Genomic DNA, 22,491 nt, shown 5'->3' on the forward strand with positions numbered 1-22,491 from the left:
CCCGCCTCACTTTTCACGCTTAACTAAACACGACCGCGGACCCGTCAACCGTACTGCTGTCTGAACAGCCCCGCGAGCAGGTACAGGTGGACTGCAGCCCCGGCCAGCGCGAGCGCCCGTCCGGCGACCGCCGCGAGGCCGACCGCCGTGGTCAGACCCGCGACTTCGACGAGCAGTCCCGCGGCGACGAGCCCGATGGCCGCGAGCGCGGTGCGGTCACCGGCGCCGCGGAACCGGCCGACCGCCGGGGGGTAGAACTGGTAGCTCACGCCGACGATCGACAGCCCCAGCAGCCCGAGGACGTTGAGCCGGTAGTGGGCCGCGGCGAGGGCCGGATCGACGCCGGCGACGGCGAACGAGACGCCCAGCAGCGCGGCGAGGACGCCCGTACCGGCGCCAGCGAGGACGCCGTAGAACCCGACGCGGTCGTTGTCAGAGCGGACGAACAGCAGCGCGTAGCCCGCGGCGAACCCCACGACGGCGACCGCCTCGACGGCTGCACCGATGCGGAACAGGGGGCCTGCGGGCAACCCCACGGCGAGTAGCGCCGGGCCGATCGCTCCCGCCGACAGGACCACCGCCGCAAGCCGCCGCGACGGCGCGACCGCGAGGAAGCGCGGCAGGAGCCGGAAGCCGACGGCGAACAGCACCAGCGCGGCCCCGCCGGCAGCCAGCAGGTGCGTCGCGCGGGGCGGATACCCGTCCAGCAGGGCGGGGACGGGCCCGCGTCCGCCGAGCACGCCGTACGAACCGAGCGCGAGGTAAGCGAGCGCGACGGGGACGACGGCGTTGGCGATCCTGTCGGTCGGCCGCAGGTGGGCCTTCGACTCGCCGGTGCCCGTCTCGCGGCCGGTGAGGTTGTCCCGAATCGTCCACAGCAGCGTCCCGAGGAAGACGGCGACGCCGGCGGTCCAGAGGACGGCCCCGGCGAGCCCGGCGAGCGGCGCGGAAAACGCGGCGTCGACGGCCAGCAGCGCCGCGGCCGGGACCGTCAGCGCGAACTGGACCGGTAGCCAGCGGGCCGTCGCCAGCGTCCGGTCGAAGTACGTCGGCAGGAGGGAGTAGGCTTTGCCGAAGATCGTGTGGAAGACGAACCCGAGGACGCCGAGGGCGACGGCCGCGCGGCGACCGGCGCCCGCGAGGGCGGCGGCCTGCCAGCAGAGCAGGAACGCCGCTCCGGCCAGGACGAACCGCCGCGACCAGCGCGACGTGCGCTGCTGCGTCGTCTCGGTGCCGTCTGCGCCGTTCTCGGTCTCCGTGCTGGATCGAGTCGCCATCGTGTCGACGGGGTCGCCCGTACCCGTGGAGACGAGCGACTGCCCCGTCAACCTTCGGCCGAACTGGCGTCTGCGAGGCCGACCGGACTACCGCGTCGCGGCCCGGGCGTCTGCGACGCCGACCTCCTCGTCGGTGAGGTAACACTGCGGGTCGGGCGCGAACAGGTCGTCGTGGACCGTCAGCGCGCGGAGCCGGGAGCCGCCGCGGCAGACGTCCTGATACTGGCAGTCGGCGCACTTCCCCGTCAGCCGGTCGTCGCGGTCCCGGAGGTCCCGCAGGACGGGATTGGACTCGTCCTCCCAGATCGCCCCGAACGGGCGGTCGCGGACGTTGCCCAGCGAGTAGCCCTGCCAGAACTGCGTGGGGTGGACGTTGCCCTGGTAGTCGACGTTGGCGACGCGCTCGCCGGCGGGGTCACCGCCGTTGACCCGGAGGTACTGGTAGATGCGCTCGGCCTGCTCCGTCCCGAGGTGCTCGCGGGCGTACTCGACGAGGAAGCCCGCGTCGGCGTAGTTGCCCACCAGCAGCGTCTCGATCTCCTCGCCGCGGTCGTGGTACTCGCGGGTCATGTCGCAGACCCGCTCGACGGCTTCGCGGCGCTCCTCGGGCGTGAGATCGGCGTCGAGGATCTCCGTCCCGCGGCCGCCGTAGTCGAGGTGGTAGAAGCAGAAGCGATCCAGCCCGACGTCGGTCAGCAGGTCGACGACGCCCTCCAGGTCCGGCGCGTTGTGGTCGGTGATGGTGTAGCGCAGCCCCGTCTTGAGGCCGGCGTCGAGGCAGTTCTCGATGCCGCGGACGGCGGCGTCGAACGCGCCCTCCTCGCCGCGGAAGGCGTCGTTTCGCTCGGGCAGGCCGTCGACGGAGACGCCGGCGTACTGGAGGCCGGCGTCCCGCAGGTCGGCGGCGCGCTCCTCGGTGATCAGCGTCCCGTTGGTCGAGAGCACCGGTCGCAGCCCCAGGTCAGCGGCGTGGGCGATCAGTTCCTCGAGGTCGTCCCGCACCAGCGGCTCGCCCCCGGAGAAGAGGACGACGGGTGCGCCGTAGTCGGCCAGCTCCGAGAGCAGGGTCTTGCCCTCCTCGGTCGACAGCTCCCCGGGCGCCGTCTCGGTGTCGGCGGAGGCGTAGCAGTGCTGACAGTAGAGGTTGCACTGCCTGGTGACGTTCCAGACGACGACGGGCCGGCGCTGCTTCTCCTCGGTGATCTGGGGCTTGCCCGACTCCTCGGCGGCGTCGTACCGGAGCCCGTCGCCCTCCGCGTCGAGGTCGCACAGGAGCTTGCTGACGGAGATCATCGCTCGGCCAGCGCACGCGCTTCGGTCGTGCGCCGGGTCACCTCCGTCGCGGGGCAGAGCCACAGCGTCGTCGCGGCGTGACCGAACAGCTTCTCGGCCTGCTCGACGGCGATCTCCTCGGTCGGCGCGGTCACGCTGCCGGCGTGGGTCAGCGGGTCGCCGTCGCGGCTCGCGTGTCGCTCCCTGCGGTCGCTCCCGCTCGCTCTGTCCGAGGCCTCCCTGCGGTCGGCCTCTCGGACGAACACTTCCCACTCCAGGGCGGTCGAGGACCGCTGCGCGTCGACCTTGTGGTCCAGCTCGGTCGCGTCCTCTGTCATACCTCGGCTTACCCCTCGCGCCTTCAAACCCCCGCCGGGCGTTCCCATCGGTTGAGAATCCGCTGGAGGGGTTTCACGGGGGCCGTCGTAGGACCGGCCATGCGACCGCCCGCCGACACGAGCGAGCGCCCCTTCGTCCTCATCTGGGAGGTCACCCAGGCCTGCGAGCTGGCCTGCGAGCACTGCCGGGCCGACGCCCAGCCATCGCGCCACCCGCGCGAGCTCTCCACCGAGGAGGGCAAGGCCCTGCTCGACCGCGCCGCGGACTTTGGCGACGGCCAGCTGGTCGTCCTCTCCGGCGGCGACCCGATGAAGCGGCCCGACCTCGTCGAACTGGTCGACCACGGCACCGACGCCGGGCTGTCGATGACGCTCACGCCCAGCGGCACGGACGGGCTGACCGGCGACGCCATCGACGACCTCGCCGACGCCGGCCTGCGCCGGATGGCGCTGAGCCTCGACGGCTCGACGGCCGAGCGCCACGACGCCTTCCGCGGCGAGGCGGGCAGCTTCGACGCGACGCTGCGGGCCGCCCGCCAGGCGACGGAGGCCGGACTGCCGCTGCAGATCAACACCACCGTCTGCGCCCAGACGGTCGACGACCTCCCCGCGATCGCCGACCGCGTCGCCGACCTCGGGGCGGTGCTGTGGAGCGTCTTCTTCCTCGTCCCCGTCGGCCGCGGTGCCGTCCTCGACCCCATCTCGCCCGAGCGGGCCGAGGACGTCATGGACTGGCTCCACGAGGTCCGCGAGGAGCGGCCGTTCGGGATCAAGACGACCGAAGCGCCGCACTTCCGCCGCGTGGGACTCCAGCGCCGTCGCGGCGAGGCGGCGGACGGCGGCGACGGCGGCGGCACGAAGCGCCGCGCCGGCATCGTCGCCGGCGACGGCTTCGCCTTCGTCAGCCACACCGGCGAGATCTATCCCTCCGGCTTCCTGCCGAAGTCCGCCGGCGACGTCCGCGACGACGACCTGATCGAGGTCTACCGCGACTCCGATCTGTTCACCGCACTGCGGGACCGCGACCGCCTCCGCGGGAAGTGCGGGTCCTGCGAGTTCCGCGAGGTCTGTGGCGGCAGCCGCTCGCGGGCCTATGCCACGACCGGCGATCCGCTGGCCAGCGACCCGCTGTGTCCCTACGTGCCCGAGGGGTACGACGGGCCGATGCCGTGGGATACGAGGGTCCGACCGGAGGGAGGACCCTCGTGACTGGCGAGCGGGAGTGAGCGGAGCGAACGACACGCGAGCGACGTGATCCGCGGCCGCGGCGACGCCGTCCCGCAGCGAGACGGAGTGAGTGGCCCGTTCTGCCGGTTTCGAACGTTTCCAGTCGCTGAGAATCCGCGGATCCGGTTTATACGTCGTCGTCGAATCTGCTCGTATGAGTCGAGAGACGCACACGAGACGCACAGTCCTCCGCGCGGGCGCCGGCGCCGTCGCCGGCGGCGCCGCGCTGAGCGCCCCCTCGTCAGCGACCGCTCAGCAGAGCTTCGACGGCTGGTTCGACGACGTCGGGAACTACGACGGCGTGGTCGACGAGACGGGGAGCGACGAGGTCACCATCGAGGTGGGCGCCGAGGCCAACGGCGGTAGCTACGGCTTCGGCCCCGCCGCGGTCCGCGTCGACCCCGGGACGACGGTGACCTGGGAGTGGGTCGCCGGTAGCCACAACGTCGTCGACGAGGCCGGGAACTTCGAGAGCGAGCTCACCGACGAGGCGGGGTTCACCTTCTCGCAGACGTTCGACGAGGCCGGCGTCGTCAAGTACGCCTGCACCCCCCACAGGGCGATGGGGATGAAAGGCGCGGTCGTCGTCGGCGACGCGGGCGGCGGCGGGGGCGGCTCCGGGTCGGCCGAAGCGGCTGGCGGCGGGAGCGCCGGCGGCGGCGCGAGCGACGGGCTGTCGACCGCGGACTGGAGCGCCGTCGGGGTCGCGCTGGCGATGGTCGTCGGCCTGCTCTCGCCGCTGGGACGTGCGGCCATGCGGAACGGCGGCGACGACCGGCGCGAGCGGGGCGCGCGATGACGCGTCCCGGCCGGCGGGCAGCGGCGCGCGACCGAGCGCGGGTCCGGCCGCCGGGCGGGCGATCCGACGGCCGGCGTCCGGGAGCGCGGTCGCGGGCGTGATCTCCCACGTCTCCGGCGCGGAGTTCGCCGTCGTCGTGACGAAGACGCTCACGCTCGTCCTCGGGGGCCTAATCACGTACCACTCCTACCAGGCCTACCGCCGGACCGCGGCGCGGCAGCTCGGGGCGCTGGCGCTCGGGTTCGCCATCGTGACCGTCGGCGCGGTGCTGGGCGGTACGTTCCACCTGATCGTCAGCCGCTACTTCGACGTCCCGCTGACCGTCCCGATCCTCTTCGAGAGCGCGCTGACCGCGACCGGCCTCACCGTCGTCCTCTACTCGCTGTACGTGCGTCGGTAGCGGCGGGCGGGGGGAGCATTCGCCTTCAAATGGCATAGGATGGTATCAAATGCCAGCAAATACCAGAAGGTGCCAGTAAATACCAGTAGACACCAGCAGTGACTACCGGTCCCGGAGGCCACGAGCAGGTGTGGTCTCCCGGCCTCGCTGCCGTTTCTCACCCCCGAACGCCGAGCAGGTCGCCCTTCACGAGGCCGCCGTGTCGGACCACGATCAGTGCCAGGTTCGCTGCGAACAGCGCGACACCCGCGGCGAGGAGGGCGCCGCCGGCGCGGCTGGCCCACGGGACGGGCACGGCGAGGCCGGACGATCCGCTAGCGACGAGGAGTGCCCCGCCGACGACCAGCAGGGCGAGTTCGACGCGGGCGATCCGGCCGTCGTAGAGGTCGTCGATCAGCGGGACGTCCTCCAGTCCCAGCAGGTCGCTGTACTCGCGGACCCACACCAGGAACGGGACGACGTGGTAGAGCGTGCCGGCGACGACGAACCCGACGAGGCCGGCGAGCAGCCAGGGGCCGGCGGCCGGATGGCCGTACAGCGCTCCGAGGGGCTCGACCCACCAGCCGATCAGGGCACTGGCGGCCCAGGCGACGGCGAACGCCGCGACGACGCCGTAGCGGACCAGCATCGGGTTCCACTCGACGCGCGTCGTCCGGAGCCGGTTGACCACGACGAGGCCCACCCCCGCGATCGAGGCCGCCACGAGGACGCCCCCGACGCGGGCGAGCGCGGCCGCCGAGAGGAGCCGACCCAGCGCCAGCAGGCCGACGCCGACCGGGTACGCGACGGTCTCGGCGTCCCGGAAGCGCCGCTCGACCGGCCCCAGCTCCGTCTGGGTGAACATCGTCGCGAGCTGGTAGAGCGCGCCCGCGACGGTCGCCAGCACGGCCCCGAAGACGGCCAGCGTCGCGTGCGCCCGGAGCGCGCCGACGTGGCCGACGCCGGCGACCGGCAGCACGCCGCCGGTCAGGTCCGCCGCCAGGACCGGACCGAGCAGCGCCACCGCGACGAAGCAGGCCAGCGCGACGGCGAAGTGCCGCTCCGTGACGCCGGCGTCCTCGACCGCCGCGAGCGTCCGCCCGAGGTTGTAGGCGAACGTCCAGACCCCGACGGCGGCGACCCCGCCGGCCACGGGCGCCAGCGCGAGCCGTCCGGTCAGGAACGCCGCCGCGATCCCGGCGAACCCGGGCGCCGCGAGCCACAGTTGCCAGACGGCCAGCCGCCGGGAGTGGAGCCCGACGCCCGACCACACGGGGACGAACTGGGTCATCGCGCCCATGATGGTCACGCAGACCCAGCCCGCCAGCAGGAGGTGGACGGCGGCCAGGTAGCCGGTCCGGCCGGCCGGCCCGGCCACGAGGACGACCGCGCCCGCCAGCAGGAACCCCAGCGCTGCCAGGAAGTGCGCCAGCGGGACCGCCGTCGGCGGCCCCTGCTCAGCGTCGACGTCCGCCGGTATCGCACCCATACGAGACGGATGGGACCCGACGGCGCTGGGTCTGTGGCCGAACGTGTTCGGGGAAACCGTCGGTCGCGTCGGGACCGTATGCTCGTCCATGCAGGAGACCGCACGCGAGGTCCTCCGGGAGACCGCAGCGCCGGACGACGCGCCCGTCGAGACGCTCGACGTCAGGAACGCGGGGCCGCCCGAGCCGCTTCGACAGACCCTGGAGACGCTCCCGGACCTCGGCGACGACGTCGCGCTCGTCCAGTTCAACGACCGCGCTCCGCAGCACCTCTACCCGAAGCTCGACGACCGCGGGTACGCCCACGAGACGGTCGAGCGGGCGGACGCGACCGTCACAGTAATCTGGACAGAGCCGTGACTGGCGTGGACGTGACCGAGACCGACGCGGTCGGCGAGGCCGAGCGAAGCGAGGCCTCGGAACCGACGAGCGGGAGCGACGACGAAATGGCCGCCATCCGGGCCCGCGCCGAGTCGATCCGCGACGAGGAGGTGGCGCGGGCGCTGTCGCAGCTGGCCGCGGACGACGAACTGACGCCCGAGCGGCGCGCGGAGATCGAGCGGCTCGCCGACCGCATCGTCGAGCAACTGCTCGCGGTCCCCGCGGAGACGCTCGCGGCCGCGGCGGACGACGAGGTCGCCGAGACGGCCCGCGAGCTGTTCGGCGACTAGTCAGCCCGTCGCGAGCACGACCAGCGCTCGCGCGGCGGTCACTCCTTGGGAAGCGTCGCGACGTACTTGCCCTCCTCGCGGCGCTCGCAGGCGTATCCCTCCGCGTCGAAGGCGTCGACCTCCGCCTGGAACTCGTAGAACAGCGGCTTCGGCTCGTGGTCGTTGACGATCTCCAGCGCCTCGCCGCTGTCCAGCGTCTCGAAGGCCGTGTGGATCATCGGGTGGCGCTCCGGCGGCGGCACGTCGCGCAGGTCGAGTTTGGTTGCTGCCATGCGGGCGGAGCTACCGCCCCGCAGAGAGAGGGGGTTGTCCCGAATTTGTTCGGCCACTCGGTCGCCGTCGGCGTTCGCCCTCGGTCACTCCGACTCGAACTCGCCCCGTTTCAGCCCGCGTCGCACGGGCTCGTGGGCGGCCTCGCCGGGCGGCGGCGAGGTAACCAGCGTCGCCTGCAGTTCGGTCTCCGCGCGGACGCCTCGCTTCTCGCCGGCGGGGACCACCACCACCGAGCCCGGTTCGACCTCGCGGTCGGCGTCGCCCTCCCGCACCACGCCCTCGCCCTCGTGGACCGTGATCGCAACGTCGCTGTCGGGCGCGTGGACGGGGATGAACTGGCCCGGGCGGAAGTAGCCCATGACCACCTTCTGCTCGTCTGACTCGTGGATCACGTTCGCGCGGAAGCGGTCGTCGTCGAAGCCTCGCTCGCTCTCGAAGTCGGTCGCGACCATACCGGAGGGTCGGACCGGCGTCGGCTCCCCCTTGTCCCGAACCTGTTCGGGACCACCCATAGCGCCGCTGGACGCGTAGCCCGAGGCATGAACGTCCCCCGTCCGTTCGGCTCCGACGACGGCGACGAGACGATCTTCGACGACTACGACGAGTTTCGACCCGAGCACGAGCCCGAACCCGGCCCGTTCCTGGCCGGCCACGACGTGCTCGAGGACCGCGAGCACGCCGCGATTCACCGCCTCGCCCGGTCCCGCTTCGAGGACAACGGCGTCTACGACATGACCTTCGGCTACAACCTGGCGCGGCTGAACCTCGACCGGCGCCACGACGAGGCCGGCTTCCGTTATGCGCGCGAGTCCGACGACCCCTCGGTCCTGCGCGCGGAGTTCACCCCGACGACGGAGTTCTGCCCGCAGAGCGACACCCTGACGGTGGCCGCGTTCCGCGCGTGGAACGACGACCCCTCGGTCCACGAGTTCGACCTCGTCAGCGTCCGCGTGTCCCCGATGCATCACCGCGACGTGGCCATCAACGGCCAGCTGGAGCGGCTCGAGGCGCAGTTCCTGGAGACGGGCGAGGTGACGGCCGACGCCGTCGGCGGCGACCCGACGGGCGGCTCCGACGACGCGCCCGACGTCGGCGGAACGCCGTTCTGAGCCGCTACTGTCCCGTTCTCACCCGTTGCTTGCCGAGTGCCGTCCGAACGTGTTCCGGACAACGTTCAGTGAGGGGCCTCTCGAACCCACCCGCACCATGGCTGTAGCAGGCACGCTGGCGACGACGGCCGTCATGGCGATTCTCGCGGTAGCCGTCGTCGCGTCGCTGGTACGGATCGAGGACTGGCGGGACTACGCGCCGACCGTCGGCGGCGGGGGCCGCCAGACGACGGTGGGACACGGCGAGAAGCTGTCGGGGCCGGTCAGGTGGCTCACGACGGTCGACCACAAGGACATCGGGCTCATGTACGGCGTCTTCGCCGTCCTCGCGTTCGCGTGGGGCGGCATCGCCGTGGTCCTGATGCGGCTGGAACTGATCACGCCGCCGAGCGACCTGCTGACGACGACGACGTACAACGCGCTGCTGACGAGCCACGGGATCACGATGCTGTTCCTGTTCGGCACGCCGATCCTGGCGGCCTTTGGCAACTACGTCCTCCCGCTTTTGATCGGGGCCGACGACATGGCGTTCCCGCGGATCAACGCCATCGCCTTCTGGCTGCTCCCGCCGGGCGCGGCGCTGATCTGGAGCGGCTTCTTCCTGCCCGCCGTCGAGCCGGCGCAGACCGCCTGGACGATGTACACGCCGCTGTCGGTCGAGCAGCCCTCGCGGGGCATCGACCTGATGCTTTTGGGCCTGCACCTGACCGGTGTCGCCGCGACGATGGGCGCGATCAACTTCATCGCGACCGTCTTCACCGAGCGCGGCGAGGACGTCACCTGGGCGAACCTCGACATCTTCTCGTGGACGATCCTGGTCCAGTCCGGCCAGATCCTGTTCTCGTTCCCGCTTCTGGGCAGCGCGCTCGTGATGCTCCTGCTGGACCGCAACGTCGGGACCTCCTTCTTCGCCGTCGACACCGGCGGGACGCTGATCTGGCAGCACCTGTTCTGGTTCTTCGGCCACCCCGAGGTGTACATCCTCGTGCTCCCGCCGATGGGGCTGGTCAGCTACATCCTCCCGAAGTTCGCGGGGCGGAAGCTGTTCGGCTTCAAGTTCGTCGTCTACTCGACGCTGGCGCTGGGCGTGCTGGCCTTCGGCGTGTGGGCCCACCACATGTTCGCGACGGGCATGGACCCACGCCTGCGGGCGAGCTTCATGGCCGTCTCGATCGCCATCGCGATCCCCAGCGCCGTCAAGACGTTCAACTGGATCGCCACGATGTGGAACGGCAGCCTCCGGCTGACCGCGCCCTTCCTCTTCTGCGTCGGCTTCGTCGGTAACTTCATCATCGGCGGCGTCACCGGCGTCTTCGAGGCGGCCATCCCCGTCGACCTGGTGCTGCACGACACCTACCACGTCGTCGCGCACTTCCACTACGTCATCATGGGCGGCATCGCCTTCGCCGTCTTCGCCGGCATCTACTACTGGTTCCCGCTGTACGCCGGGCGCTGGTACCAGCGGACGCTCGCGAGGTGGCACTTCTGGCTGAGCATGGCCGGGACCAACCTCACCTTCTTCCCGATGATCCTGCTGGGCTATGCGGGGATGCCCCGCCGGTACGCGGGCTACGCCGTCGACGTCGGGCCCGTCGAACTGTTCGCCGGCCTCCACCAGCTGGCGACGCTCGGCCTCCTGTTGCTCGTGGTCGGGCAGCTCCTGTTCGTCTGGAACCTCGTGACCTCCTGGCTCGAGGGCCCCCGCGTCACGAGCGCCGACCCGTGGGACCTCGACGACCACCCGACCGCCGCCCGCGAGTGGGAGTGGTTCCGCCGGGAGCGGCTCCCGCGGGTCGCGGACGGCGGTGAGCGATCCGGAGGATCGCGAGCTACGTCAGAACCCCGTTCTGACGGCGGTGAGACGAGCGAAGCGAGCCGATCATCGTCAGAGTGAAACGCTGACGGCAGTGAGGCGAGCGACGCCGAGTAGAATCCTGCCGTTTCTCGTCCGCGCTTTCGCTACCGGGAAGTGCGCTGTAGCGTACCGGAGAAATCGGGGGCAGTCTACGCGTGACTGATCCGGATGTGCCACTCGTCCTCGGCGATCTGCTCCGTCTCGTGGTCGAATCCGCGGTTGCCGAGTACCTCGTACAGCGGTTCGGGCTCGAAGCTATTGACCAGCTCCAGCGTCTCGCCTTCCTCCAGTTCGGAGAGGGCAGCCATGATGTCGCCGAACGGTTCGCCGTCGATCTTTCGCGCGTCGAGGACCTGCGTCGACATGCCCGACTGTAGGCGCGGGATCCGCGTAGCGGTTCGGTCGAACAGGTTCGGGTCGCCGGGGTGGGATCGCCCCACGGCGGCGTCGTGGCCGGCCCCTCAGATCCGTTCGAGCCGCTGCCCGTACGACTCCAGAGCGCGCCGGGCACGTCTGATCTCGGCCCCGCGGCGGTCGCAGGCCTCCCGTTCCAGCCGTCGAAGTTTCTGGCACAGCCGACGACAGGTGCCGGGATCGGCCGGGATATCGTGTTCCAGCGCCCACACCGTCGCGGCCACGTCGTCGAGGCGGTCCTCCAGCCCGCTGTCCGGCGGCGTCTCGATGGCGGCGAGCAGCCGCCTGTTGGCGTCCACGAGCGGTGAACAACCCATGCGCGGACGTCGGGCCGGACCGGCCGAAGGCGTTCACCCACAGAACTGCGGGGGTCGACCCCGCACTCTCCCCGACCGTCGCAGCCTCGGGGATTTGGGCACGTCAAGCCCCGCAGTTCCGCGGGTCGACGCTGACGGCCCTCCGGCGACAACCACCTCGCAAGATGCACGTCAGCGACGTCACAGAGTTGGTCGGCGAGACTCCGCTCGTGGATCTGGACGCGTTCGCGCCGAACCTGCTGGGCAAGGTCGAAGCGGCGAATCCGGGCGGATCAGTCAAGGACCGCATCGCGGTGGCCATGCTCGACCGCGCCGAGGAGGCCGGGGCGCTGGGCCCCGAGACGACCGTCGTCGAGCCGACGAGCGGCAACACCGGCATCGGGCTGGCGACGGCCGCGGCCGCCCGCGGGTACGACCTCGTGCTGACGATGCCCGAGTCGATGAGCGAGGAGCGCCGCCGCCTGCTGCGGGCGCTGGGCGCGGCCCTCGAACTGACGCCCGCCGACGGCGGCATGGACGGGGCCATCGAGGCCGCGGAGGCCATCGTCGACGAGCGCGAGGACGCCGTCACCCTCCAGCAGTTCGAGAACCCCGCGAACCCGCGGATCCACCGCGAGACGACCGGACCGGAGATCTGGGCGGCCACCGGCGGCGAGGTCGACGCCGTCGTCGCCGGCGTGGGCACCGGCGGCACGATCACGGGCGTCTCGGAGCACCTGCAGGAGGACCGGGAGGCCGACGTCCGATCGGTCGCCGTCGAGCCGGCCGGCTCGCCGGTCCTCTCCGGGGGCGAACCCGGCAGCCACTCGATCCAGGGCATCGGCGCCGGCTTCGTCCCCGAGGTCCTCCGGACGGAGCTGCTCGACGAGGTGATCGCGGTCGAGGACGACGAGGCCGTCGACGCCGCCCGCCGTCTGGGTCGGGAGGAGGGCGTCCTCGCGGGCATCTCCGCCGGCGCCGCCGTCGCCGCCGCCGAGCGGGTCGCCGCCGACGCCCCCGACGACACCGTGGTCGTGATCCTCCCCGACACGGGCGAGCGGTACCTCTCGACGGACCTGTTCGCCGACGCCTGACGGATATCGGGACGCCTGACGGGTCGGCCGGCGTGCCCTCACCGCGCCGGCTACCCGTTTTCGACTCGATCGCCCGGTCGTCCGACCGCTGGCCGAACGTGTTCGCATAGGGATCGAAGGCCCCGGGCGTCGTACCCCTTCATATGGCGGTCACCATGGAGATAGCGGTCGACGACCCGGGGTCGTGTCCGGTGGCGCGGGCCTCCGAGAGCGCGGGCGACGTCACGTCCGTCAGGCGGGCCTCGATCGCCGGCGACGGACCGGTCACCGAGGAGTTCACGGCCGCCGCCGACGCGCCCGTCGACGACGAGGACCTCGAGCGGATGGCCACGGCCGGTGACGAGGCGGTCTACCGCTTCGAGCGCGAACCCGGACCCGCCTGCGTCTGCCAGTCCATCGAGGAGCTGGCGGGCCCCGTCTCGGACGTCCGCGCGGCCGACGGCGGGCTCGTCGTGACGGCCCGCGTCGACGACGTCGAGACGGTCCGCGCGGTCGTCGACCGCCTCCGCGAGTCCTTCGATGGCGTCCGGATCTGTCGCCTCCGCTCGCTCGACGAGACCCTCGCCGGCGACGGCCTCGCTCCCGACGGGCTCCTCACCGAGCGCCAGCAGGAAGTGCTGGAGACGGCCCACGAGCTTGGCTACTTCGAGTACCCGAAGGGGGCCAACGCCGGCGAGGTGGCCGACGAACTCGGCATCTCCCGGTCGACGCTGGCCGAACACCTCGCCGCGGCCCAGGGGAAACTGCTCGGGACGATGCTGGACTCGGGCGACCGAGGGCGGGCGTAGCTTCTGGCGCCCGATACGCCCGACCGAACGCGTTCGGCACCTTCGCTATCCCCGTCGGACACCGACTCACGGCTATGTCCGACGTCTCCCACGACGAGGTCGAACCGATCACCGACCGCGTCCACGACAACTCTTGGTCAGCTAACCTTGAGCAGCCCGAACACGGCGAGGACCGCGCCCTCGTGCTCTCGCAGGCCGTCGGGGCCGTCGAGCACACGGCCGCCGGCAACCACGTCAATCTCGTGACCCACGAGGCCCACGGGGATCCCGAGTCGTACCTCTATCCGCGCCTCGACGACGCGTTCGGCGACGCCGTCGACTACGAGTACGTCAGCCAGTGCGGCTGCGGCGGCCACGTTACTCGAGTGCACGTGGACTGACCGCTGACCGTCTCCGCCGTCGCGGTCGGGTCCGATGCCGGTGGTTACAAGCCCCGTCCGCGCGGACCGTCCGGTATGGAACCGGACCAGTTCGTCGACGCCGTGCGCGAGGACAATGACACCGCCCTCTCGCGGCTGGGGTCGTCCAAGGCACTGTACGCCCTCACCGAGGGCGAGATGGAGGACGACGTCGTGCGCGCCCGCGCCGCCGACCTGGCCGGCTACGGCGCCGAGGTCTTCGAGGACTGGGTCGCCGAGGCCGACGCCGACGTCTACCGCGAGGCGATCGACCTCCTCGGGGACCAGCGCGACGAGGCCGACCCCGACCGCGAACTCGGCGACCGGCCGCAGATGTACGACGCGCTGGCCGCCCTCGACGGCGAGGACGAGCGCCTCGGCGGCTTCGTCGCCTGGACGCTCGTCTACGGCAGCACGTTCGACCAGCTGACCGGCTACTTCACCGGACAGGCGGACCCGCAGACCGCGAGCACGTTTCGCGAGATGAGCAGCGACGTCGACGAACTCCGTGAGGGCGCCTTCGACGCGCTGGCGGAGGCCGACCAGGACGCCGCCCGCTCCGCCGCCGAGGACGTGATCGAGGCCGCCTACGACGAGTACTTCGAGACGCTCGAGGACCTCGGCGTCAACCCCAAGCCCGTCTGCTGATCGGCGCTGCGACGCTTCCCCCGCGCTCTCGTTCCCCGACCGCTGCGCGCCGGTGGTCCGCGCGTAGACGCCCGCCACCGCTGCCGCGTCACCGCCGCGTCTGCCGATCGGACTGCGTCCCTCGGCCGGCGTTCGCCCCCTGACCGGGCGACGGCTGTCCGCCCTGATTCGCTGGCTGTCCGCCCTGGTTCAGCGGCTGTTCGGCCTGGCCCGCCTGCGGGAATCCGGTCTGATTCACCGGCTGTCCCTGCTGCGGCGACCCGACCCGGCCCGCGCCCTGCGGCTGCTGGGGCTGTACCCCCTGGACGCCGCTGACGTTCGGCGTGACCCCGTCGGGCAGGATGTACCACAGCCGGTCGTGCGGGACGTAGGCGACCTGCTCCGGGTCGCCCCCGTAGCGGTCGCGCTCCTCGTCCGGATCGTGCTTCTGGTCGTAGATCATGACGCCGTACTCGGTGAGCTCGTAGCCCTCGCAGGAGAACGCGGTCCCGTCGGTGCAGATGACCTGCATGTCGCCTCGTTGGAACGCCGCGCTGAAAGGGGTGTTTCCGGGTCACGCGGACGGGTCCGAGCAGGGCCGCCGGACGAACGCGCGGGAACTCGAGATAGCGGAGAGCGATGTATCCCCGGCTGGCGGCGTCGCGCCCCTCGACGCCGGAGGACGAACGGTCGCCCGGATCGGGGCCTCTTTCTCCGTGGTCCGGACCGATAATCGGAGGATCGACGCGGTGGGTCGTCAGGCGGGACCGAGCGCTTTCGTCGGCCACCGTTCGACCGGGAGCGCACGCCTCAAGTCCGTCGAGCCCTACGTTCGATCGATGAGTGATTCGGGCCCGCTGTCCGTCGATCGCCCCGACGTCGACCGGGACTTCCGCGTGGACGCGCCCTTCGAGCCCGCCGGCGACCAGCCGGAGGCCATCGAGCAACTGGCCGACGGCTTCCGGCGGGGGATGGACAAGCAGACGCTGCTGGGCGTGACGGGGTCGGGCAAGACCAACACCGTCTCGTGGCTGATCGAGGAGATCCAGAAGCCGACCCTCGTGATCGCCCACAACAAGACGCTGGCCGCGCAGCTCTACGAGGAGTTCCGGAACCTGTTTCCGGACAACGCGGTGGAGTACTTCGTCAGCTACTACGACTACTACCAGCCGGAGGCCTACGTCGAGCAGACGGACAAGTACATCGAGAAGGACGCCTCGATCAACGACGAGATCGACCGCCTCCGACACTCGGCCACGCGCTCGCTGCTGACCCGTGACGACGTGATCGTCGTGGCGAGCGTCTCCGCTATCTACGGGCTGGGTGACCCGCGCAACTACGTCGACATGAGCCTGCGCATCGAGCAGGGCCAGCGGATCGAGCGCGACGAGTTGCTCGGGCGGCTGGTCGACCTGAACTACGAGCGCAACGACGTCGACTTCACGCAGGGCACGTTCCGCGTGCGCGGCGACACGATCGAGATCTACCCGATGTACGGCCGCTACGCCGTCCGGGTGGACATGTGGGGCGACGAGATCGAACGGATGGTCAAGGTCGACCCCCTGGAGGGCGAGGTCGTCGGCGAGGAGCCCGCCGTCCTGCTGCACCCGGCGGAGCACTACTCCATCCCGGAGGAGCGCCTCCAGCGGGCCATCGACGAGATCGAGCGGCTGAAGGAGGAGCGGGTGAGCTACTTCGAGCGCAAGGGCGACGCCGTCGCCGCCCAGCGCATCGACGAGCGGACCACCTTCGACCTGGAGATGATGCGCGAGACGGGGTACTGCTCGGGCATCGAGAACTACTCCGTCCACCTCTCGGATCGAGACTCCGGCGACGCGCCGTACACCCTGATCGACTACTTCCCCGACGACTTCCTCACCGTCGTCGACGAGTCCCACCAGACCATCCCGCAGATCAAGGGCCAGTACGAGGGCGACAAGTCGCGGAAGGACAGCCTCGTCGAGAACGGCTTCCGCCTCCCCACGGCGTACGACAACCGGCCGCTCACCTTCGAGGAGTTCGAGGCGAAGACCGACCAGACGCTGTACGTCTCCGCGACGCCGGCCGACTACGAGCGCGAGGCGTCGGACCAGATCGTCGAGCAGATCGTCCGCCCGACCCACCTCGTCGACCCGAAGGTGGCGGTCGCCGACGCCACCGGGCAGGTCGAGGACCTGCTGGGTCGCATCGAGGAGACGCCCGACGACGAGCGCATCCTCGTGACGACGCTGACCAAGCGCATGGCCGAGGACCTCACCGAGTACCTCGAGGAGGCCGGCGTCGACGTCGCCTACATGCACGACGAGACCGACACGCTGGAGCGTCACGAACTGATCCGCTCGCTCCGCCTGGGCGAAATTCAGGTGCTCGTCGGCATCAACCTCCTCCGCGAGGGACTGGACATCCCCGAGGTCTCCCTCGTGGCCATCCTCGACGCCGACCAGGAGGGGTTCCTCCGCAGCGAGACCACGCTCGTCCAGACGATGGGTCGCGCGGCCCGCAACGTCAACGGCGAGGTCGTCCTCTACGCCGACGACACCAGCGACGCCATGCAGTCGGCCATCGAGGAGACCCGACGCCGCCGGGAGATCCAGCGCGAGTACAACGAGGAGCACGGCTACGAGCCGGCCACCATCGAGAAGGAGATCGGCGAGACCTCCCTGCCCGGCGCCGAGACCGACACCTCCGACGTGGCCGGCGAGGGCCCGTCCGACGCCGACGAGGCCGCCCGCCGGATCGAGCGCCTCGAAGAGCGGATGCGCGAGGCCGCAGACAACCTGGAGTTCGAACTCGCGGCCGACATCCGCGACCGCATCCGCGAGCTGCGCGAGGAGTTCGACCTCGGCGGCGGCGAGGACGACGACGGCGTCCCCGCGCCGACCGAGGGATTCTGACCGGTTCCGCCGCCGTCAGCCGCTCCAGCCGCTTGAGCCGCTACAGGTCGTTCTAAGCTGCCCCCAACCGCTTCGACGGTGCTCCCGCTCAGTCGCGGGCGTAGCTGTCACCGCTCCGTTTGATATAGCTGTACGGGATTTATCGCGGCGTACTCGTGGATTCCGTCGGTCCTGCGGGAACTGGTTCGGAATGGCGCGGCACGGGCCGAAACGAACTGGAACGGCCGGTCATCGCCACTCGATTAGACACCCGGACGGCTCTGATCCCACGCACAATCGTCAGCATTCAGTGACGGTTTCGAGAACGGTCGGGTGTGACCGACCGAACGCGCCGCCGCGTGCTGGCGGGGCTGGCCGCGACGACCGGCCTCTCCGGGTGCGTGGTCACCGGTGAGGGCCGGACAGTCGAGGAGACGAACACGACCACCCACGAGGCAGGGGAGAGCCTCGTCATCGATGGGCGAGCCGGCGACGTCACCGTCGAGGGCACCGACCGGGACGACGTCGAAGTCCGGGCCACGAAGCGCGCCGCCTCGGAGGACGATCTCGACGACGTCTCCCTGTCCGTCGACCGATCGGACGGGCGTCTCGAGCTCTCCGTCGAGCGCGAGGACTCCTGGTTCCGGTTCGGTGCCGCACCCCGGATGGACCTGCACGTGACTGTGCCGGCCGACATCCGCGCCGAGCGGATCGACGTCGCGAGCGGTGACGTCGAACTGGCGGGCGTTCACGGTCCGACGACGGTGGACACGAGCAGCGGCGGCGTCCGCGTGCGCGACGTCGACGGCGACGTCACGGTCGACACCTCCAGCGGCGACGCCGAGGTGATCGACGCCGCCGGGGACGTCACGGTCGAGGCGTCGAGCGGCGACCTGACGGTGACGAACCCCGGGGGTGACGTCGACGCGAGCGCGTCCAGCGGTGACGCGTCGATCCGGTTTCCGGCCGAATCCGGTGCGACTCTCTCCGTCGAGACCAGCAGCGGCGGCATCGATACCACGGGATTCGACGCCTCGACGGACGGATCGACCCTGACGACCACCGTCGGCGACGGCTCCCGCACCGTCGACGTTTCGACCGCCTCCGGAGACGTCGAGATCGACGTCAGCGGCGATTGAAGCGTCGCCGTCCGGGAGTTGATCGGCTGGGCCATGCCCGCGATGAACCACATCCGGCTATATCGAATGCGGTGTGGCGGCCGCAGGTCGGAACTGGACTATCCGCTGACTACCGACGCAGCTGCGCGAGTGGTCGTATCTGAAGCTGATCGAACCAGAGGCTCTTTGTCCAGTCCGTCCGTGCCGCCGGCCGTGCGTTCCGACCGATCCAGACTGGCGCTGGCCCTCGGCGCCCTCGCCGTCTCTCCTGCCGCGACGCTCGTGGGCAGCGACGCCACCGTGAACGTCCTCCTTCCCCTTGCGGCCGCCGGACCGGTCCTTGCCGGCGTCGGGGCCGCGGTCGTCGACCGGTCGCGGGGACTGTGCGACGACCGCTCGGACCGCGCCGGCTTCCTGGCGCTCGTGGCCGGCGCCGGCGCGCTGTGGGGCTTCGCCGTCGCCGGGGCCCACCTCGTGCTGGTCGAGTCCACCGGCCTCCCCGCGCTGGCGGTGCTGTTGCTGCTGTTCGGAAGCCTCGCGGGTGCGGCCTCCTTCTGCTGGATCGCCGCCGTCGCCGGCCCGTTCTACGCGGCGACGCTGCTGGCACTGCCGCCGGGCGAGCGGCGCGGCGAGGCCGATTCCCGATAGCTTACTCCCGGTATCAGCGCCGAACACGACCGGTTCGCCGAAGGCCTCCGCGTTTCGATTGGTCGGCGAACCTGTCCATCGGCGGGTGCGTCGCGAGCGGCTGCACCAGCGGCCGTCGTCACCGCGGACGTACAGCGGTATCAGGAGACCGCGGTCCGGAGCCGATGCCTGCTCGATGTACCTGCGTGCACGCGCGGGCCGGACACTCGGCAGCGCGGTCGTCCGTGACTACAGTAGAATTGAACGCAATGACGCACTCGAGGGGCACTCGGGGTGCCCTTCGATGTGTAAATAGTTTCAATTTCTACTATAGCTCTCGCTACCGAGAGCAGGCCCGCTCCGTCCCCCGGTCACGGCGTCTCCGCGCTGCGGGCCGACGGGCCGGGTTCGCGCGTTAGGGCTGTTCACTATAGCAATATCTGGTTTATAATCGCTGGAACACCGCTCGCTGACCGGACGGTCCCGAACGACGGAACCCTCCCCGTCGCGTTCACTCGACGGGGATCTCGACGAGAGCCATGCCGCCGCCGACGGCCTCGTCGAGGGCCTCCCGGATCTCCCCGGGCGATTCCGGGCGGTACGCGTCGATGCCGAAACTCTCGGCGAAGGTGGTGAGGTCGGGGTTGCTCAGCCCGGTCCCCGTCGAGTCGCCGGTGTGGTCGAGCTGCTTCTCAGAGATGAGGCCGTAGTCGTCGTCCCGGAAGACGACGACGGCGTACGAACAGCCCAGCCTGGTGGCGGTCTCGATCTCGGCGGCGTTCATCAGGAAGCCGCCGTCGCCGGTCGCGGCGACGACGTTCCCGTCGACGGCGAGGTCGGCCGCGAGCGCGCCCGGGACGGCGATGCCCATGGCCGCGAGGCCGTTCGAGACGACGCAGGTGTTGGGCTCGTAGGCGGGGTAGTTCGCGGCGACGGCCATCTTGTGGCTGCCGACGTCGGAGACGAGCACGTCCTCGTCGGCCATGACATCGCGCAGGACGGGGAGGACGCCCTCCTCGGTGAACGGCGGTTCGTCGGCCGGTTCCCGATCGACGTCGGCCAGCACGCGTTCGCGGTAGTCGCCGTACCAGTCCGTTTCCGTCCCGAACGCGCCGTCCTCGGCGCGGTCCGTCAGCGCCTGCAGCGTCCGGCCGACGTCGGCGACGACCTCGACCTCGGAGTTGTAGGCGGCGTACACCTCCGCGGGCTCGGAGTCGACGTGGACGATCGGTCCGTCATGGTCCCAGTCGGCGGGGTCGTGCTCGGCGACGTCGTAGCCGACGGCCACGAGCAGGTCGGCCGCCGCGATGGCCTCCGCCGCCGCGCCGTCCCCGGAGGCGACCGTCATCAGCGAGCGCTCGTCGGCGTCCGAGACGGCCCCCTTGCCCATGTACGTCGAGACGACGGGGAGGTCGGCGGCCTCGACGAGGGCCCTGAGGCGGTCGACCGCGCGGGCGCGGACGGCGCCGTTGCCGGCGACGACCAGCGGTCGGTCGGCCGCCGCGAGCAGGTCGACGGCGCGGTCGAGCGCATCCGGGTCGGGAGCGCCCGGACGCACGGGCTCCCGTTCCGGAAGGGGACGCTCCTGGGTGGCCTCGCCCGCCACGTCCTCGGGGAGTTCCAGGTGGGTCGCGCCGGGCTTCTCGTACTCGGCGACTTTGAACGCCTTGCGGACGGCCTCGCCGACGACGTCGGGGTCGTCCAGCTGCGCGTTCCACTTCGTGACGGGCTCGAAGAGGCCGACGACGTTCAGCGCCTGGTGGCTCTCCTTGTGGAGGCGTTCGAGCCCGCCCTGTCCCGTGACGGCGACGAGCGGGCTCTTGTCGAGGTGGGCGTCGGCGACGCCGGTCAGCAGGTTCGTCGCCCCCGGCCCGAGCGTCGAGCAGCAGACGCCGGCCCGCCCGGTGAGGCGGCCGTGGACGTCGGCCATGAACGCCGCGCCCTGCTCGTGACGAGTGGGGACGAAGGTCACCTCGGAGTCGTCCAGCGCGAACAGCAGGTCCTCCAGTTCCTCGCCGGGGATGCCGAAGACGTGCTCGACGCCCTCTCGTTCGAGGCAGGCGACCAGCAGCTCGGCGGCGTTCATTCGATCCACACCGTCTTGCGGTTGACGAACTCGTGGATTCCGGGCTCGGAGAGCTCGCGGCCGTAGCCCGACTCCTTGACGCCCCCGAACGGCACCCGCGGATCGGACTTGACGAGCTGGTTGACGTAGGTGCAGCCGGCGTCGATCCGCCGGGCGATCCGCTCGCCGCGCTCGCGGTCCTCGGTCCAGACGCTCGCGCCGAGGCCGAACTGGGTGTCGTTGGCCTTCTCGACGGCCGCGTCCTCGTCCTCGACCTCCCAGACGGCCGCGACGGGGCCGAACGTCTCCTCGTCGTCGGCGGGACACCCCTCCGGCACGTCGGTCAGGACCGTCGGCGGGTAGAAGGCCCCCTCGCGGTCCATGGGCTCGCCGCCCGTCACGACGGTCGCGCCGGCCTCGACGCTTTGCCGGACCTGCTCGTGGAGGTCCTCCATGAGGTCTTCGCGGGCCTGCGGGCCGACGTCGGTGTCCTCGTCCGTCGGGTCGCCGACGGTGAGGTTCTCGATCTCGTCGACGAATCTGTCGAGGAAGTCGTCGTAGACGTCCGTGTGGACGATAAAGCGCTTGGCGGCGATGCAGGACTGGCCGGCGTTCTGGTTGCGGGCCCACGCGCCCGTCTCCGCGGCCGCGTCGAGGTCGGCGTCGTCGAGGACGACGAACGGGTCGCTGCCGCCCAGCTCCAGGACGGTCTTCTTGAGGTTCTCCCCGGCGGTGGCGGCCACGGACCGGCCGGCGGGGCCGCTGCCCGTCAGCGTCGCGGCCCGGACGCGGTCGTCCTCGATCGCGTCGTCGACGAGGTCGGAGGGGATCAGCAGCGACTGGAAGACGCCCTCGGGGTAACCGGCCTCGCGGAACACCTCCTCGATGGCGACGGCGCAGCCCGGGACGTTGGAGGCGTGCTTCAGGAGGCCGACGTTGCCCGCCGTCAGGTAGGGCGCGGCGAAGCGGAACACCTGCCAGAACGGGAAGTTCCACGGCATCACCGCTAGCACGGGACCGAGCGGCTCGTAGACCGTCTTGACCGTCGAACCCGGGGGGCTCGGGTGGTGCTCGGGCTCCAGGTAGCTGCTTGCGTTCTCGGCGTAGTGGTCGCAGGCCCAGGCGCACTTCTCGACCTCCGAGACGCCCTGGTCGATCGGCTTGCCCATCTCGCGGGCCATGATCTCGGCGTACTCGCGCTTGTTCTCCCGCAGCACTTCGGCCGCGTTCTCCAGGAGTTGCTCGCGTTCCCGCAGCGGGCGGTCCTTCCACTCCGCGGAGGTCTCCGTCGCCCGGTCCAGCGCCTCGTCGACGTCGGACTCGGAGTGGTCCTCGTACGATTCGACCGCCTCGCCGGTGGCGGGGTTGACGGAGTCCATGCGAGCGGGTTCGGTCCCCAGACGGTTAACCTTGAACAGCTAACAGGAATCTGGGGTTCGGCCGATGAAACGCGGGTGATAGCTGTCTCAGGGGCTCTACTGTGGATTCCGCAGTACCGCTCTGG

General features: G+C 70.9%; 25 protein-coding genes. 14 read left to right on the forward strand and 11 right to left on the reverse strand.

The genetic code is table 11. The annotated features are described in order from the left end of the window. Window positions 1-44: 44 nt before the first annotated feature. The 3 genes from LCY71_RS06610 to LCY71_RS06620 form a co-directional block, all read right to left on the reverse strand. The gene (locus LCY71_RS06610) at window positions 45-1,277 is read right to left on the reverse strand and encodes a hypothetical protein (RefSeq protein ID WP_225335572.1); all 1,233 of its coding nucleotides are present in this window, start codon (window positions 1,275-1,277) and stop codon (window positions 45-47) included. A gap of 87 nt (window positions 1,278-1,364) precedes the next feature. Beyond that, entirely contained in the window at window positions 1,365-2,570 is a 1,206-nt protein-coding gene (locus tag LCY71_RS06615) for a TIGR04347 family pseudo-SAM/SPASM protein (protein ID WP_225335573.1), read from the reverse strand. Further along, window positions 2,567-2,887 (reverse strand): Htur_1727 family rSAM-partnered candidate RiPP, encoded by a 321-nt coding sequence (locus LCY71_RS06620; RefSeq protein WP_225335574.1) that lies wholly within the window; start codon window positions 2,885-2,887, stop codon window positions 2,567-2,569. The genes LCY71_RS06615 and LCY71_RS06620 overlap by 4 nt, the downstream gene beginning before the upstream one ends. Before the next feature lie 99 nt (window positions 2,888-2,986). On the opposite strand from LCY71_RS06620, the gene LCY71_RS06625 reads away from it, so the two are divergent. The 3 genes from LCY71_RS06625 to LCY71_RS06635 all read left to right on the forward strand — a co-directional run bounded on the left by LCY71_RS06625 (window position 2,987) and on the right by LCY71_RS06635 (window position 5,313). Further along, the gene (locus LCY71_RS06625) at window positions 2,987-4,096 is read left to right on the forward strand and encodes a radical SAM/SPASM domain-containing protein (protein ID WP_225335575.1); all 1,110 of its coding nucleotides are present in this window, start codon (window positions 2,987-2,989) and stop codon (window positions 4,094-4,096) included. Window positions 4,097-4,268: 172 nt separating this feature from the next. Continuing rightward, window positions 4,269-4,913: a halocyanin domain-containing protein gene (locus LCY71_RS06630; protein ID WP_225335576.1), complete on the forward strand. Its 645-nt coding sequence runs from the start codon at window positions 4,269-4,271 to the stop codon at window positions 4,911-4,913. Between the two features lie 100 nt (window positions 4,914-5,013). After that, window positions 5,014-5,313, forward strand: a complete 300-nt coding sequence (locus tag LCY71_RS06635; protein ID WP_225335886.1) for a DUF7521 family protein — start codon at window positions 5,014-5,016, stop codon at window positions 5,311-5,313. Between the two features lie 157 nt (window positions 5,314-5,470). Here the strand turns inward: LCY71_RS06635 and LCY71_RS06640 are convergent, their stop codons facing one another. Beyond that, window positions 5,471-6,781: a hypothetical protein gene (locus tag LCY71_RS06640; RefSeq protein ID WP_225335577.1), complete on the reverse strand. Its 1,311-nt coding sequence runs from the start codon at window positions 6,779-6,781 to the stop codon at window positions 5,471-5,473. Window positions 6,782-6,869: 88 nt separating this feature from the next. Between LCY71_RS06640 and LCY71_RS06645 the strand changes: the two genes are divergently transcribed. After that, window positions 6,870-7,139 (forward strand): DUF2249 domain-containing protein, encoded by a 270-nt coding sequence (locus LCY71_RS06645; RefSeq protein ID WP_225335578.1) that lies wholly within the window; start codon window positions 6,870-6,872, stop codon window positions 7,137-7,139. Window positions 7,140-7,150: 11 nt separating this feature from the next. Further along, window positions 7,151-7,450, forward strand: coding sequence for a glutamyl-tRNA reductase (locus LCY71_RS06650; protein WP_225335579.1), 300 nt, complete (start codon window positions 7,151-7,153; stop codon window positions 7,448-7,450). A 38-nt stretch (window positions 7,451-7,488) separates the two neighbouring features. Here the strand turns inward: LCY71_RS06650 and LCY71_RS06655 are convergent, their stop codons facing one another. Next, window positions 7,489-7,722, reverse strand: coding sequence for a DUF2249 domain-containing protein (locus tag LCY71_RS06655; RefSeq protein ID WP_225335580.1), 234 nt, complete (start codon window positions 7,720-7,722; stop codon window positions 7,489-7,491). An 84-nt stretch (window positions 7,723-7,806) separates the two neighbouring features. Continuing rightward, window positions 7,807-8,175 (reverse strand): cupin domain-containing protein, encoded by a 369-nt coding sequence (locus LCY71_RS06660; protein WP_225335887.1) that lies wholly within the window; start codon window positions 8,173-8,175, stop codon window positions 7,807-7,809. Between the two features lie 87 nt (window positions 8,176-8,262). On the opposite strand from LCY71_RS06660, the gene LCY71_RS06665 reads away from it, so the two are divergent. Further along, a complete protein-coding gene (locus LCY71_RS06665; protein WP_225335581.1) occupies window positions 8,263-8,832 on the forward strand; it encodes a DUF7998 family protein in 570 nt (189 codons plus the stop codon). A gap of 133 nt (window positions 8,833-8,965) precedes the next feature. Then, on the forward strand, window positions 8,966-10,726 hold the full coding sequence (locus tag LCY71_RS06670) for a cbb3-type cytochrome c oxidase subunit I (protein WP_373325159.1): 1,761 nt from the start codon (window positions 8,966-8,968) through the stop codon (window positions 10,724-10,726). A gap of 110 nt (window positions 10,727-10,836) precedes the next feature. Here LCY71_RS06670 and LCY71_RS06675 read toward each other — a convergent pair whose 3' ends face one another. After that, window positions 10,837-11,052, reverse strand: coding sequence for a DUF2249 domain-containing protein (locus LCY71_RS06675; protein ID WP_225335583.1), 216 nt, complete (start codon window positions 11,050-11,052; stop codon window positions 10,837-10,839). Window positions 11,053-11,148: 96 nt separating this feature from the next. Further along, the gene (locus LCY71_RS06680) at window positions 11,149-11,418 is read right to left on the reverse strand and encodes a DUF7553 family protein (RefSeq protein ID WP_225335584.1); all 270 of its coding nucleotides are present in this window, start codon (window positions 11,416-11,418) and stop codon (window positions 11,149-11,151) included. A 164-nt stretch (window positions 11,419-11,582) separates the two neighbouring features. Here LCY71_RS06680 and cysK point away from each other — a divergent pair, with 164 nt between their 5' ends. The 4 genes from cysK (at window position 11,583) to LCY71_RS06700 (ending at window position 14,325) form a co-directional block, all read left to right on the forward strand. Further along, on the forward strand, window positions 11,583-12,491 hold the full coding sequence (gene cysK, locus LCY71_RS06685) for a cysteine synthase A (protein ID WP_225335585.1): 909 nt from the start codon (window positions 11,583-11,585) through the stop codon (window positions 12,489-12,491). A 143-nt stretch (window positions 12,492-12,634) separates the two neighbouring features. Continuing rightward, window positions 12,635-13,279, forward strand: a complete 645-nt coding sequence (locus LCY71_RS06690) for a helix-turn-helix domain-containing protein (RefSeq protein ID WP_225335586.1) — start codon at window positions 12,635-12,637, stop codon at window positions 13,277-13,279. Window positions 13,280-13,353: 74 nt separating this feature from the next. After that, entirely contained in the window at window positions 13,354-13,659 is a 306-nt protein-coding gene (locus LCY71_RS06695; protein WP_225335587.1) for a CGCGG family putative rSAM-modified RiPP protein, read from the forward strand. Window positions 13,660-13,734: 75 nt separating this feature from the next. Continuing rightward, the gene (locus tag LCY71_RS06700; RefSeq protein WP_225335588.1) at window positions 13,735-14,325 is read left to right on the forward strand and encodes a rubrerythrin family protein; all 591 of its coding nucleotides are present in this window, start codon (window positions 13,735-13,737) and stop codon (window positions 14,323-14,325) included. Between the two features lie 88 nt (window positions 14,326-14,413). Here LCY71_RS06700 and LCY71_RS06705 read toward each other — a convergent pair whose 3' ends face one another. Further along, complete coding sequence (locus LCY71_RS06705; RefSeq protein WP_225335589.1) at window positions 14,414-14,836, reverse strand: hypothetical protein; 423 nt, start codon at window positions 14,834-14,836, stop codon at window positions 14,414-14,416. Window positions 14,837-15,143: 307 nt separating this feature from the next. Here LCY71_RS06705 and uvrB point away from each other — a divergent pair, with 307 nt between their 5' ends. The 3 genes from uvrB (at window position 15,144) to LCY71_RS06720 (ending at window position 18,943) form a co-directional block, all read left to right on the forward strand. Further along, window positions 15,144-17,198, forward strand: coding sequence for an excinuclease ABC subunit UvrB (uvrB, locus tag LCY71_RS06710; protein WP_225335590.1), 2,055 nt, complete (start codon window positions 15,144-15,146; stop codon window positions 17,196-17,198). A 314-nt stretch (window positions 17,199-17,512) separates the two neighbouring features. Then, a complete protein-coding gene (locus tag LCY71_RS06715) occupies window positions 17,513-18,316 on the forward strand; it encodes a DUF4097 family beta strand repeat-containing protein (RefSeq protein WP_225335591.1) in 804 nt (267 codons plus the stop codon). Window positions 18,317-18,508: 192 nt separating this feature from the next. After that, complete coding sequence (locus tag LCY71_RS06720) at window positions 18,509-18,943, forward strand: hypothetical protein (RefSeq protein ID WP_225335592.1); 435 nt, start codon at window positions 18,509-18,511, stop codon at window positions 18,941-18,943. A gap of 490 nt (window positions 18,944-19,433) precedes the next feature. Here the strand turns inward: LCY71_RS06720 and LCY71_RS06725 are convergent, their stop codons facing one another. Continuing rightward, window positions 19,434-21,008, reverse strand: coding sequence for an acetolactate synthase large subunit (locus LCY71_RS06725; RefSeq protein ID WP_225335593.1), 1,575 nt, complete (start codon window positions 21,006-21,008; stop codon window positions 19,434-19,436). Next, window positions 21,005-22,366: an NAD-dependent succinate-semialdehyde dehydrogenase gene (locus LCY71_RS06730; protein ID WP_225335594.1), complete on the reverse strand. Its 1,362-nt coding sequence runs from the start codon at window positions 22,364-22,366 to the stop codon at window positions 21,005-21,007. Before LCY71_RS06730 ends, LCY71_RS06725 begins: the two co-directional genes overlap by 4 nt. Window positions 22,367-22,491 lie beyond the last annotated feature (125 nt).

The organism is Halomicrobium urmianum (genome assembly GCF_020217425.1).
Lineage (GTDB): Archaea > Halobacteriota > Halobacteria > Halobacteriales > Haloarculaceae > Halomicrobium > Halomicrobium urmianum.